Genomic DNA, 14,152 nt, shown 5'->3' on the forward strand with positions numbered 1-14,152 from the left:
CACGGGTAACATCAGGCGGTCGATGTTTACTCTTGCGATCAGGTTTTGATATAGGTCCCCATCAATATTGCCTCCTCTATGATATGTCCTGTCATTGCCTCTTCCACTTCGCGCTTGCGAGGCTGCCGCAAACCCTCCAACACGGTATCCAGGGCATACAGCTTGTGGAAATAGCGATGGCGACCGATCGGTGGGCAAGGTCCGCCATAACCGGTTCGATTCCAGTCATTGATCCCTTCCCCCGTTCCGTGAGGCAGGTCGGTGGGGTTAACAGCCTCCGGTAGTTCACGGGTCTCCGGCGGCAGGTTGAAGAGCACCCAATGGACCCACACCATTTTCGGCGCCATGGGATCGGGTGCATCGGGGTCGTCCACAATCAGAACCAGACTTCGGGTGTTGTCAGGTACGCCGTCCCACTGTAGCTGGGGCGATATATCCGCGCCTTGGCAGGTAAACTGGGCAGGTATTCCCCCTCCGTCTGAAAATGCGCTGGAGAGCAGAGTCAATGGCATGGTTATCTCCCGATCTGGATCTGTGATGGGATTAAGTGTAGCCGATTCCAGGCGGCAGACTGGTAACTTGCGGTCCACCCGGATATTTTAGCGAGATAGGTTATGGCGACGCAGTTTTTCACGCAGGGATGTCGCCGGATACGGCGGTGCATGCACTGACGTCCGGTTGAAATGAGTAATTGAAACGGCATATAGTTTACCCCACTGAACTCGCGGTTTTCATATAACAAAAAATGGTTCAGCAGGATCTCAATGGACCATCTGCAAACGGAGGGGCAAGTCGATGGTATATACTCACAAGCATCCGGCGCTACTGATAATGGGCGTCATTTTCCTGGTTATCGGCGCATCCGCCCAATTCGGCCTTCAGGAGGGGCTGATCGGCTATCTGAAGATCTCTAAATACCTTGGTGAGATGACCGGCCTCGCCTACACAGCGGGTGTGATCGGCGTGGTCGTGGGTCTCTGGCATCTGTTCGGAACCCACGAGGAGGGGAATCTGGACTACTACCTCTCTACCGTGGCCGGGGTCATCTTCATTCTGCTGGTGGCAATGATCGTTCGCTGGTATCTCGCTCCGATCGTGGCGGTCCTGAGCAAGGGCCTGGGGCCGGTGATGGGCGCTAAATATCTGCACCAGGTCCTGGGCCTCAACTATGTGGTGCTGGGCATTCTGGCCGGTATCCTGATCGTCAATGTGTTCAGGATTCCCGACTGGGCCGATAACGGTATCCGCATGTCGAGGCTGGGGCTGAAGACCGGCGTTATTCTACTGGGCACGCTCTACAGCCTTGCCGAACTGGCCCACCTTGGGCGTCTCTCGGTGGTGCTGATCGGCTTTTTCGTGCTCGGCTCCGTCGGCCTGGTGCTCTGGTTTGCCCGCCGCCGCAACTTACCCAATTCAATGGGTGGCGTGCTTTCCGCCGGCATGGGGGTCTGTGGGGTTTCGGCGACGGTCGCCGCGGCACCCGTCGTACAGGCCAAATCGGTGGAGATCGCCTATACCATAGGCACCATTCTGCTCTGGGGCGTCGGTTGCATGTTCATCTTTCCGGTCATCGGTCAGCTGTTGGGTCTGGGGCATATCCAGTTCGGCGCCTGGGCCGGCACGGGTATCCTCAACTCGGCCCAGGTAGCCGGTGCGGCATTGGCTTACCAGCCCGACGGCATCGAAACACTTAAAGTGGCGGAGATCTTCAATATCACCAGGGTGTTGTTCCTCCCCATCATCGTGCTCTGGCTGGCACTCTGGTATGTGCGTCGTGAAGAGGACGCGGAAGCGGTCAATACCGGGCGTGTGATATTTGAGAAATTTCCGGTCTTCGTGATCGGCTTCATTCTGATGTTCGCCCTCTCTTCAACCGGCATTTTCGCACCCGCCAATCACTATAAAGGCAAATACTTCGACAATGATATTGCCGCAGAGAAGCTGCTGAAGCCTGAGCAGGTGGCAAGCCTGCAGCAGGCGTTGCCCAAGGTCCAGCGCGTGGATCGCCAGCAGGCGCTGAGACGATTGATCGAGAACCGCAAGGTGATGAGTATCGATGACGATGCCACACTGCGCGGTTTGGTCAATGCGCAGGTGCTCACGAAGGATGCCAACAAGATCCTCAAAGGCGCACACAAGGCGGTGCGGCATACGGCAAAGAAGATCAAGAAGTTCAGGCAGTGGATCACCCTGCTGTTCGCCTTCGGCCTGACCGGTCTCGGTATGCAGATCACCGTAGCCTCGATCAAGCAGGCGGGTGGGCAGCCACTGGTGATCGGCGGCGTGGTGGGCACCACCAAAGCGGTGCTGTCACTCCTTGTGATCATGCTGTTTGTGCATGAAACCATCTAATCCGGAGGAGAATTTCCATGATCGACCAGCATAGTCAAGATATCGATCTGCAGGAAGAGGCGGGGGCCAAATTCCATCGTGGTTCAGCGCTCTCGATTTTTGCCAGTGACCGGCGTGAAGACTTTGTCGCCCTGATCCTGGCGCTGTTGATTGCACTGGGCGTCTACTTTTTCAGTTGAGCGGGCCGTGGTGAAAGGCATTGATGAATCCCAAGCGAATACTTTGTGCCAGCCACGGCACCGATGGTGCCCGCGCAGCTGAAGAGCAGGCATTGCGCTTGTGTCACAGTGACGTCGCCCTGCACCACCTGATAGTGGTACCCGAGTTCTGGAAAGGAATGATGGGTGATGATTGGCTCAACAACGCAGTAACCCGGGAAAGGTTCGGGAACTATCTCGAAGGGCAGCTCGACGGTGAAGTCGCAGAGGTGGTGGAGCGGTTGGATAGGGCCACTCAGGAGACCGGCGCCGAATTCAGTTATGAGTCCCGTTTCGGCAAGCCGGCGGAATGCCTGGTTGATGCAAGCAGGGGCAGGGTATTCGACCTTGTCGTCATCGGTTCGCCACGACCCAAAGGCATGCATGGCCTTCGCTCCCGAATGGACATCGGGACGCTGGTGCGCGCGCTCCAAATCCCGTTGTTGATTGTACCCCATCCCGGGTCATGAGTGCCGTTCCATCCGAAGATGCTGCCTGGGTAACTATCGAGACACCACTCTCCCCGATCCGGTTGCAGAATTTCATTGGCGACTTGGAACGTCTGTTCCGCATCAATTCACTGCTCGAGTTCGAGCGATGGGAGTCTGTGGGCAATGATCGGATCTCCTTCGAAGCAATCAATCTCAGCAACGGCAAGCATGAGAAAGCCGAACTCAGCGTGGAGCATATCGATGGGGGCTTGCGGATCAACTACGATCGGCTGCTCAAAAGTTCCACCAGTATCCAGGTTGAGCCATCAATAACGAGTGGCAGCAGTCTCACTATTACCGACGACTACTCCGGCACCGAGGAGACAGAGCGGCGGCGGCGATTGGACGAGGTGGATCGCAGCCTCGAACAGTGGGGACGGGACCTGCACGGTTATCTGCGGTTGTGGCACCGCTGGTCCTGGCTGCCGCCCTGGCGTTGGTATATGCAACGGGTTTGGCAGCCGATGAAACCCTCGGCACGGCGTATCACCCGCTGGATAGTTTGGATCACTTTCGCCGAGATGGCGGTCGTTCTGCTACTGATCGCGATTCTGGTAATAGAACAGTAGCTGCCGGTTGACGGGGACCCGGGGTCAGATTCGAGACGGCGGAGGCAGTTGTGACTGGCAACCCGGGGGATGATTCATCTGCAGGCTGGAAAAGGCTGATTAATACACTCACTACCTGACCGAAATCGCCAACCAGCCTATCCTGGATGATTCCATGCATACAGATCCGAGTTGAGTGCTCCGGCATGAAATCTGTGTAAATTTGAATTCAGGAACCCTATGTACAAATGGGTATAGTAAAATCCCTAATATCAGCCAGACTTCAATTGTTATGGGTTGTTATTTATCCGGTTTTTTAAGGAGAACGATAACCACAAGGAAAGATGGTCGATACTGGGGTCGGTGATGCCTGATCACCGTTTGTTATTACTATTCCTGTCATTTATGCTGCTTGCCCCGTCTTTGGGTGCGTGGTCCTCCGAACAGCAGATACCTCCATCGGTCATACTTGATGATGATTTCAGCTATGCGAAATTGACTGACAAAACCTATGTCCTGCTTGATCCTCAGCGGCAGCTTGGAATTGAGGATGTCAGCTCCTCCGGACGACAAAGTGACTTTCGCTTGAAACATGGAAAGATCGGATTTACTGATGCGGCTGTTTGGATACGATTCTTATTGGAATCTCGTTTCACAACCAAACAAACTGTAATTCTTGAAGTCGACTTCCCATTGATCGATAAGATTGAATTCTACGAAATGGATGGGAAAGGGAATTACAGACCCCGTTTTGGCGGGGATACCATTCCCTTTGGTTTGAGGGAGATAGAATTTCGCAACACCCTATTTAAAATTGAGCTCGAACCGGGCCAGGCTGCGACATACTATATGAAATTTACCTCACGGGGGCCTATCCAACTGCCTCTCAGGATATGGAATTATCAGATATTCACCGAGCACTCCACTTCATCACATCTATGGCATGGTCTTTATTTTGGCGCCATTCTTCTGTTGATAGTCGCATCAGTAGTTGGATATAACCTGTTCAGGGCATCTTTTTTTCTTTGGTATGCCTTTTATCTCTCTTGTTACTGGCTGTTGAATTTTACTTTAGTCGGCCTTGCCGGTCAGTTTCTGTGGCCTGAGACACCAATCCTGCAACAATATGCAACAAGCTTGTTAGTCAATCTTGTAGTTATCGGTGCTGTAGTCTTCTCTGGAAAACTACTAGATATAAGAAAATATAGTCATGCCTATTTTCTTATTTTTCGCGTCGTAATAATTTTAGCCCTTTTGGGTATTGTGATAAGCATCGCAGGCCGTCTTGAGATTGCCAATCGAATTGCTTCGCTTTCCGGCATGGCGTTGGTGCCTATCCTGATATCGGCGGCCATCGTAACCTATAGAAGGGGTAATTTTGCCGCTCGCTATTTTCTCGTTGCTTGGGGTGTTTTTCTGATATTTGTTTTTATATCCGGGCTTTATTACTGGGGCATGCTTCCTTATGGATTCGTCACGGCGCATGCCTTACAGATAGGTTCAGTATTTGAAGTGACCATGCTTGGCGTGGCTACGGCTGACCGTGTAAGGCTGTTGAACAAGGAGAAGGAGGAAGCCGACAGATTGGCGAACAAATATCTGGTATTACTGAACGAAAAGCTTGAGGATCTCGTCCATGAAAGAACGGTGGAGCTGGAGGAAAGTAACCGGAAGCTACACGAATTGGCGACGCACGACAGTTTGACATTGCTCCTGAACCACAACGCGATTATTCATGCACTGGAATCTGCGATCAGCGCGGTTGAGAGGCATAGGCAGCCGCTCAGTATTGCTATGGTCGATATCGATCGTTTCAAACGGATTAATGATAGATTTGGTCATCAGGTTGGGGATGATGTTTTGGTTGCAATCGCCAATACCTTCACCAGCAGTCTGCGTGGTTACGATATTGCCGGTCGATACGGCGGCGAGGAATTCCTGCTGATTTTACCGCAGACAAGCATGGAGGATGCCGGTGAATTGATTGAACGATTGAGGCAGAGCATTGCTGATTTGAGTTTTACCGGAACACAGGGTAAACGGGTGACAATCAGTGTCGGCATGATTGCGTATCTACACGGCATCAAAATGGATGCGGATGCAATGATCAGATGTGCCGATGATGCCCTGTATCGGGCCAAGGCGAACGGAAGAGACCGAATAGAGTGGGGAAACTGCACTACGATTCTAAAAAGTAACAATTCAACATAAGACCGGTTGCGCCGGGAGCGAAGAAGGTCAACGATGATTCACCCATCAATTGAGGGACAGCGATTTATAGGTCTTGATCCTGCAACTGCTATCGTGGTGCGCCAAGCGGTGGTATGAGTTGAGCGGCTTCACGGACAGCAATGACTGGTATGAGCTGGAAAGCCCGGTGTATTAGCCGGGCTTTCCAGGATATTGTGCGCGATTTTATTACTTTAAAAGATCATCATACGATCAATCGTCATCCTCCTCATCTTCACACACGCAAGGCGCACATACTTCAGGTGCTACATCCAGGGCGAATGCGGCATTGTCATGGTGTCGGTTGAAGTCCAGGTCATCACCATCGGTGCGCTTGTTATAGGTTGTCAGGAACACCGTAAAGGCGCACTTGGTTCGTGGCGGTGTCGACGCTGTGGGATGATTCAGCATATGGCCGAATGTATGGGTCGGACTTGCACCTTCGGCGCCAGGGGGAACACCCACATTATTTGGGCTGTTGAGCATCGTATCGCTACCACCGCTCAGACCCCGTCTCCAGGAGATTACATGGTTTTTCTGGAACAACTCCCAGGGGTGATAGGCGCGATAACCGATGCCGAATGTGGAACTCTCTGTGCCATTCATGAACTGGCACTCCTCATCCGAAGCTACACCATCCATCCTCAGATCCTCGATGGTTGCCACCACGTCTCTGTTATCCCACCAGAATAGGTGGCTCAAGGCACCGTACGGTACCATATTGGTGGGTCCTGTATCCTGGATCTTCCTGCGATAGGTAAATGCAGCTTCGATCTCCGCTCCCGGAAGACCCGAGGGAGGGGTACCGCTAGGCCGCAGACGCTCACCGGCAGCATTGAAGACTTCAATGGTCACGAGGTGACGCTTTGCAGGCTGACCGGCATCAGCATCGGGATCGCTCCACTGTTTGGTTGCGTCCCTGGTATCGAGGAACACGTGGTACTGATCGGCTTCCCAATCCGCATTGGATCCCAGATCGCCATCAAACGGGATCAGATAGAGATTGTCACGGGGTTCGTCAGGCGCCGATGTGCTCACGGGGCCCAGGCCTACAGGTACCACATCGACACCACCGGGTACGGCGACCGCCTTATTCCATGAAAGTCCCCTTGTGACATATTCAGGTGATCCGACCGGATTGCCGTTGTTATCCGCCTCGGTCACACTCACCCGATAATATTTGGCGCCCGTATTGCGCATGCTTTCGGAAAACATGATGGCAAGTTTGAGGGTGCCGCCCCAGTTCCGATCATGCGCGCCATTACCCGCCGGACCGCCGCTGGGAAAAGCAACGCCGCCGTTCGATCCAGGTGAAGCTACAGATGTGGCTGTTGTCTGATCGGGGGTATTGAGCAATGATGAATCAGTATCGCCTATCTCGTCCAGATAGACGAACGCATCGCCTTCACCGCCATTGTCACGGCAGGCAATGGCCAGGGGGTGGTAGGACCTGAGGAGCGCGTTCTCATCGGCATCGTACCAACGGCCTGCGCTAACACCATTGTAGATTGTGATGGTAAATGGACCGAAGCGCTGCTTGACCTTGTAGGCGTACTCTTCATGGCAGCCTCTGCGAAGCAAGATGGGAAACTCGCGCCAACAGATATTGAATCGGCCATCGGCGCCAATCGTACCCTCGGCCACCTTAACGGGTGTGCTGCATTCATAGCGCCGACATAGCAGGTAGGGTCTGGCGTTGACATACGCGGCAATCCGCTCTGTGGGGAGCGTGCGCAAGGCATACAGGTCTTCTCCGGCATGCAGGGCGCGCTCGTCCATGGCACCCTCCCGAATAAAGGCTCGTTGAAAAGGCGCCGGATCGGGATCGGGTCCTGGGGGATCGGGGAAATCGGGCACTTCGGGAACACGTTCGAGTAACTCTTCCAATTCCCTGATTAAGCGTTCCAATCGATGATCACTGAATACCCAGGGTTCACAGCAGCATATGCGTCTATAGACCTCGATCGTGCCCAAACAGATGGGGGTGCATCTGATCGGCCAGGCTATAATTTCACCCAACTCCAGGGCACTGGAGAAGCTGGCGACGCTTGGAGATTGAATGGATGCCCTGGCCAGGCGGGACAGTTCAAATCGTTTACGGGATTGGCTCAGCGGGCGCCTGGCTGCGCCAGCCAATTGTCGATACCACCAGGGAGAGGGCCGGCATCGATGGACACTTCCTGATACACAGCGGTAGCGAAACAACCATTCCCGCCACACACTACGACCGATATCCAATACACCTCGTTCCAGAACCGCCTTGAAATCAGCAGCGCGGTAGTTTAGAAAAATCGAAGCTGGGGCCTCTCCACTCACTGATTCCACAGTGGGGCCTATGCGAATACGATGGGCTTTATCGATAGTGTTTGAGGGTAGGCCGAAATCGCCATCTTCCGCTATCTGTACAGTCTCAAACTCCTTACCTTCCCGATCGATTAGTGTGATCTCGATCTGGGGCCTTTCCTCTCCCTTGTTGAGGCCTCTAAGCACTAACTTGGAACTGATTCCCTTGCCGCGTCCTGAACCTTTCTGCTCACTTGCCATATCGGTCACTCCTTGATGATTGGTAGGAATCTATAAAGGCGGGGTACTACTCCATTAAATTGATGGACATGCCATCCTGGTAGCAGCGACAACATCCTTATTCATTCCTGATTTCATAAAAAAAATAAAACGCTATCCACCCGTAAACTATTAGCAGTAATTTTATTCCTATCAAGAGCGGGATTGTGAAAACGGTAATATTACCAATACAGTTGACAACCGGGTCTGAGCGGGGTATTCAATAACATAGCATTACGCCGTCAGAGTTCAGATTAGAGCATTTCCGGATCATGGTGTCGTTTGCACTGACAACCCTTGAATATTTACTGACAGTTTTAGTATTGATAAGCACGGGTGAGAGTATCGAATGGCGTTCATTTTATACCTGATATAGCCATCAAGCCCGTCTCTTTCATCTATACAATTCAATCGGCAAACTGAATGTCCGGCTTGTAATAATTTTGTTCACGCAATGCCCACGACCCAAGGACTGAAAGGCTCTGCTCAATCGCCTTTTCAAGTCTCTCCAACAGGCTATAACGATTCCGATACATGGATCGCTTCCTTGAGACGATGTGTGTCAGCGGTTTTCGTACGGGGACCAGGGGTAATTCAAAAAAAGTGCCATTGCAGCGGATACCGCTACGATCCGACCAGACCTCATCATAGTTGAGACTCGGTTGGTTCTGTTTGTTTTTCAAGCAGTAAAAATGGTGTCTATGTTGCCTGTGTGACTCTGAGACGGCATATATTTTTTTTACGCCCAATGACCTGCACAGGGTTTGAAAAGCCTCGATCATTAGATCCCTCGGCCTGATGCCGTAAGTCCTTTTGGTCATATCACGATAGAGATCAGTGATACCATCCATTCTTCGACCTTGAATCGCGCCGGCAATGGCGCAGATTTGATTGACCTTATTTTTGTACAGCGAAAATGCCAGAGTGAAGACCCGTTCATGGCCGATAAATAGATTGAGTGTAATCATACCCTCTCTCATAAACAGATCATTTTTGTCAATTACAACCCTGAGCCTGGGATAGATATTGTCCGCATCCACAAGGGTACACTGATGGTTTGCCAGGTAGTCGATTTGATGTCTCAGCTCGGGTAGAGTCGTAAAATGATTGTAGAGATAATTAACTCGATCAGCTGTATCCCAACTGATACATTGGTAGGGCCAGAAGATGCTGGGAATGGCCTCGGGATGTGCCTCAATCAAATGCTTGAAATGAGACAGCGTTTTTTGGTCCATGCGGAACATATCCTTGCTATTGAGGAGCGCCATGGCGAAATAGAGGCTTCGTCCCAGGAGCGGACCATACTTGAGGGGGCTTAGTTTTGTTCGCCGATGTTCTGGATCAACAGTAATCTTCGATGAAGACTGTAAGACAAGAGATAGCTGTTTGAACATAATCGGATCCCTTAAAGCGCCTACTCACGCATCCCATCTTTATCTTATAACACGCCATGTCGGATCTGTTATACACTGCTGTCAATATTATTCATTTTTTATGTGAGTAACTGCAAAATACAATGTTTATTAACGTTTAATGAGTTCTTGTTACATTGCGGTAAATGATCCGGGAGTATGGCTGTATCTGGTGATTTCAAATTATGGAAGTGGATTGCTTTACTGTGCTGATGATTGATTATACATTGAATGTGGTTGGATTTGTGTAAATACGGAATCTCATAACTTAAAATAATTTTTAACCTCAATTCATATATATAAAATAAACAGTGATCATATTAAGGAGGTCATACATGCCAGCTGCATCGATCAGGATGCGTGCAGCGCTTTCCTGCTACCTGTTAATTGGTGTTATTCAGTACGGCACCGTTTGCGCCATCGATCCCGGTTACATAGAAGCTGTTGAGGCGGATGTTGCGGAGTTCGCATCAAATGAGTTTCATCCACCTGCCAATTCAAGTTGGATGGGCAATGCGGATAGCGGTTCTGTGCAATTGATGGATTTGAATGGATTTTCAGCATATTTACAGGAAAAGTCTCCCGGTAGTTATATCTTCTACAAAAACCTGCCAGGCAAATTCAAGGGACGATTACATAGGGACTATCTGACCACAGGTGACATCGATCGTATCAAAAAGGATATCTTCAAATACACACGCGAATTGAAAGATTAGTCAAGGACATATAATGAACTGTATAGAGCAAGTTAGAGGAATGGTGTATGAAAAGAATGGATCTCTTTTTAATAAACAGTATTTATTTATGCTTTTTTCTTTGCTGTGGATTGGAATCACAGGCAGATACAGGCCGAAACCTGGCCTATCCGTCTCCCGATGTGGAGATCGACGCGGCTGAAGTAGCTAAACAGGTCTATTTCGCCAACCACTTCTATGCCTTTGATAACTTCTCCATCAAACGCCGTGGTAGTACCATGAGCGTACTGGTCAACAAGTCGGCAAGCGGCAGTCCGATAACCACGGCTGTAGAGCGACATCTGAATAATAATTATGATGAGGATGATGCCATCCGCTCCCGTGATCTGGCGATCTTCCATTCCGGGAATCTGCGCGGTACCGGCATGCTGATCACAGAGTACAAGGATGAGACGAAGAGTCAGGATTACATGGTATGGCTTCCCAGATTACGCAAGATCAGACGCTTTGCCCAGCCACATCAGAAGGACGCCTGGGGTGGCAGTGTCTTTACCTTCGGCGATGTCACTCTGCGTAAACCCGGTGATGAAACACACGCGCTGTTGGGTAAGAAAAAGATGCGTACCTGTCTTGGTATGATGGATGAACTTGAGGGAAAGATGTTTCGCTATACAGGGCGTATGCCTGAACGTAGTTGCCGTCATTTGGACAGGGTCGTATACGGCCTGAAGAGTGCGACAAAATCCAAGAATTGGTGGTACGACTATCGAATCAGCTATGTAGATACGGAAAGTTTTGCCGATTATCGTACCCTGTATTATAAAAATGACAGATTAATTAAAATTATTGACCGGGATTGGGGGCTGGTGAATGCGGAGGGAGAAGGTGATCCGAGAGCATTGTTCTGGAAATATTGGTACGGTATCGACCTGAGAACAGGTCAGCAGAGTCTGGCTGTGATACCGCGCAAGGTAGTTGATATGAACAGTGAACGACAAAACAGTTTCTGGACAGAGAGGACGTTGCGGAAAATCAAGCGATAGCAAGTTCATGAGTCATGGTTCCATAGATCCATTTTCTAATTCTCACAACCATATGATTGTTACTATTTAGGAAAAAGGATAACTTCAACCCGTCTTGTTTTTCGTCTGGCATCGATGCTTTCCAGCCGTATACCACCATTTTCTACTGGACCGACTGCTGCAACGCGCAACCGGTCATCGGCAATGCCGCGTATGGAGAAATATTCTTTTACCTCTTCTGCACGCTTCAGTGACAGGCGATAATTATAGTTTCCACTTCCTTGGGCATCGGCATAACCGGTAATTTTTAAAAAATTGTTCTCATCAAGCAACATCTTGTTGCGGATGGATTTCAATAGTGGTTTATAGTCGGAAGATATGTCGGAGGTATTGAAATCGAAGTAGATAATATAACGCTTGGCCAATTCGATATTGTGAAACGAGCTGATATCTGATTCACCCATCTCAAGAGGGATAACTTTAGAAGCCACTGTTTCTCTGGCCTCGTGTTTGGCTTCCAAAGCATCGATCATTTTTGTTGATTGAGAAGGCACTGTTGTCTCGTCATTTGCAATCTGTTGCAAATTCATTGAAAAATCATCAGACTGATTAATCTCATGAGCTTCTGTGCCACTTACTTCTTGAGTAACGGTCAGATCCTGCTCGGGTGAGGTTGCGGGAATCTCTATAACTTGTTTTGCAGTCTTATCCAGGTCTGGAGAATTGGAGCGCGCTTTGTCTTGTGTGTCCTCTTGATTCAATGGAGGTACAATTTGCTTTGAGATATCAGTCAAATCTGATTGTTGTATCTCAGCTTTATTGAAAAAAAGGCTGATCCGGTCTGGAAATATTTGTATTGCCAGTAATCCCATCACACCGATGGAGACCAATGTGATCACATGAATGATGGATCTTCTCAGAGTCGCAACCTTGTCGGAGACCTTTCGAGGGTGATTGGACTCTTCGTTGCCATTGGCAGTGATGTCCGGACAATCCTCAACCCAGACTGCAGGTATGCTCAGATTGTCATCGACTGCGGTACTATGATCCATCTTCAGAATCGACCTGTCCGGCAGTGTGGTATCGGATAGTGTGGTTGCGCCCTGATGTAGGTTTTTGCTGGGTTGTATTGTGTTGTTGCCGCTGGACATGAACCAGACCCCTCCCCAGTGGTGCTCACTATCCCTGAAGACTTCTCCACCAACAGGCTGAGTGGTTGATTGCAATTTGGATGATTCAGCGGTAATGATTGATTCCTGTTGTTTACTACCGGGAAAAAGTGTGTCCATATCCGAGGGGTTAATTGCCCCGTTCCAGATTTCATCGGCATTGGGAAGTGTTAGCTCGGGTCCAGGTCCCTTGTCATGAATCCCGGATTCATCAGTTTGCGCATTACAATCGCGCGCTTGATCGGATTTTGCTGTGTTTGTCCCTGTCTCCGGATCGATTTCTTTTAATGTTTCTCTTGGCGTGTCATCACGCCACAGAAACCATTCGGATTCAGGTTTCTTCAGTTCACTATCACTCTCAGGAGCAATGTTATCGTTTGCCGGTGTGAGGGAATGACAGGTGGATTGGTTGGCTGTGGAAATGCTGTCTTGCTGCTCAATGGGCCAGTGATCACGCTCCTTTGGCGGCAGGGAAACCCCTGATTGGTTGGCGATGGCTTGGTGTGTCATTTGCTGCTGTTTTTCAGCACGATAGTTACTGGCAAAACATTCGAAACTCTCATCGCCGGTCAAGCTAATACGCTGCTGGTCAACCAGTTCCTCTATGACGGTTAATGCATCTTCGCCGGTCAGGTTATGCTTCTCTTCAAGGTAGGCTAACAGCAACAGGTGGCTCATCAAGTGGTTGATATTTCTGGGTACACCCTGAGAAGCCATGTGAATTAGATGGAAGACCTCATCCTCTATCTGTGGGTCACTCTGCCAGCCTGCATGCTCTAGTCGATGAATAATGTACGCCTGGGTCTGTTCCGGGGGTAGAGAATCGATCTGGCAGATTGCAATCAGTCTTTGTTGGATATGCTCCATATCCGGACCCAGCAAGAGCCGGCGCAGATCTTCATGGCCGGCCAGGATTACTTGCAAAAGGGAGTGCTTTCCCTGTTGCAGATTGGATAATAAACGCAGTTCCTCCAATCCGTTCGAGGAGAGGTTTTGTGCTTCATCGAGGAATAGAATCGACTGTTTTCCCTTTTCATGCAATGTTGAAAGGTGTTTATGTATAACGGTCAGCAGGGTTGCCTTATTGTAGCTCTCAGCGGGAAATCCATATTCCAGCGCCACCTTTCTCAGGAGTTCTTCCGCCTGCAGTTGGCTGGTTACGAGGTTGAGGGTGTGGTAGCTGGTTTCATCGAGTTCCGAGATGACATCCCTGATCAAGGTCGTTTTACCAGAACCGGGTTGACCGGTTATCAAGACGAATCCTTCACCTTGTTCCAGTGCATAGGCAAGATGTGCAGAGGCGCGCAGATAGTTTTTGTGAGCATAGCGAAACTTCTCATCAGCACTCAGTCTGAAGGGTGTATCCTTGAATCCAAAATATGACTCGTACATTTCGCTAGATATCCACGAATGTTCCATCACTCTGTCAATCTCTGAGTCTACGCCATAGCGGCAATGCTTGAAAAGACCATATC

At 50.0% G+C, this 14,152-nt stretch carries 11 protein-coding genes; 7 read left to right on the plus strand and 4 right to left on the minus strand.

Translation table 11 applies throughout. The annotated features are described in order from the left end of the window. Positions 1-38: 38 nt before the first annotated feature. Positions 39-512, minus strand: a complete 474-nt coding sequence (locus tag AB8516_RS18810; protein ID WP_369162716.1) for a YbhB/YbcL family Raf kinase inhibitor-like protein — start codon at positions 510-512, stop codon at positions 39-41. A gap of 283 nt (positions 513-795) precedes the next feature. On the opposite strand from AB8516_RS18810, the gene AB8516_RS18815 reads away from it, so the two are divergent. The 5 genes from AB8516_RS18815 to AB8516_RS18835 all read left to right on the plus strand — a co-directional run bounded on the left by AB8516_RS18815 (position 796) and on the right by AB8516_RS18835 (position 5,799). Further along, positions 796-2,352: a YeiH family protein gene (locus tag AB8516_RS18815; protein WP_369162717.1), complete on the plus strand. Its 1,557-nt coding sequence runs from the start codon at positions 796-798 to the stop codon at positions 2,350-2,352. Positions 2,353-2,369: 17 nt separating this feature from the next. Further along, entirely contained in the window at positions 2,370-2,531 is a 162-nt protein-coding gene (locus AB8516_RS18820) for a hypothetical protein (RefSeq protein WP_369162718.1), read from the plus strand. A 23-nt stretch (positions 2,532-2,554) separates the two neighbouring features. After that, complete coding sequence (locus tag AB8516_RS18825; protein WP_108294596.1) at positions 2,555-3,019, plus strand: universal stress protein; 465 nt, start codon at positions 2,555-2,557, stop codon at positions 3,017-3,019. After that, positions 3,016-3,609: a hypothetical protein gene (locus AB8516_RS18830; RefSeq protein WP_369162719.1), complete on the plus strand. Its 594-nt coding sequence runs from the start codon at positions 3,016-3,018 to the stop codon at positions 3,607-3,609. The genes AB8516_RS18825 and AB8516_RS18830 overlap by 4 nt, the downstream gene beginning before the upstream one ends. A 345-nt stretch (positions 3,610-3,954) precedes the next feature. After that, the gene (locus AB8516_RS18835; protein WP_369162720.1) at positions 3,955-5,799 is read left to right on the plus strand and encodes a diguanylate cyclase; all 1,845 of its coding nucleotides are present in this window, start codon (positions 3,955-3,957) and stop codon (positions 5,797-5,799) included. A gap of 231 nt (positions 5,800-6,030) precedes the next feature. Here AB8516_RS18835 and AB8516_RS18840 read toward each other — a convergent pair whose 3' ends face one another. Further along, positions 6,031-8,361: a hypothetical protein gene (locus tag AB8516_RS18840; protein WP_369162721.1), complete on the minus strand. Its 2,331-nt coding sequence runs from the start codon at positions 8,359-8,361 to the stop codon at positions 6,031-6,033. A 425-nt stretch (positions 8,362-8,786) separates the two neighbouring features. Then, positions 8,787-9,773: a DUF535 family protein gene (locus AB8516_RS18845; protein ID WP_369162722.1), complete on the minus strand. Its 987-nt coding sequence runs from the start codon at positions 9,771-9,773 to the stop codon at positions 8,787-8,789. A 353-nt stretch (positions 9,774-10,126) separates the two neighbouring features. Here AB8516_RS18845 and AB8516_RS18850 point away from each other — a divergent pair, with 353 nt between their 5' ends. Together AB8516_RS18850 and AB8516_RS18855 are read left to right on the plus strand one after the other, a co-directional pair. Next, positions 10,127-10,507, plus strand: a complete 381-nt coding sequence (locus tag AB8516_RS18850) for a hypothetical protein (protein ID WP_369162723.1) — start codon at positions 10,127-10,129, stop codon at positions 10,505-10,507. Between the two features lie 110 nt (positions 10,508-10,617). Next, entirely contained in the window at positions 10,618-11,529 is a 912-nt protein-coding gene (locus AB8516_RS18855; RefSeq protein WP_369162724.1) for an outer membrane lipoprotein-sorting protein, read from the plus strand. A gap of 62 nt (positions 11,530-11,591) precedes the next feature. On the opposite strand, the gene AB8516_RS18860 is transcribed toward AB8516_RS18855, so the two are convergent. Next, the gene (locus AB8516_RS18860) at positions 11,592-14,069 is read right to left on the minus strand and encodes an AAA family ATPase (protein ID WP_369162725.1); all 2,478 of its coding nucleotides are present in this window, start codon (positions 14,067-14,069) and stop codon (positions 11,592-11,594) included. Positions 14,070-14,152: the final 83 nt, after the last annotated feature.

Origin of the sequence: Candidatus Thiodiazotropha sp. LNASS1 (genome assembly GCF_964212655.1) — a bacterium.
Lineage (GTDB): Bacteria > Pseudomonadota > Gammaproteobacteria > Chromatiales > Chromatiaceae > Thiodiazotropha.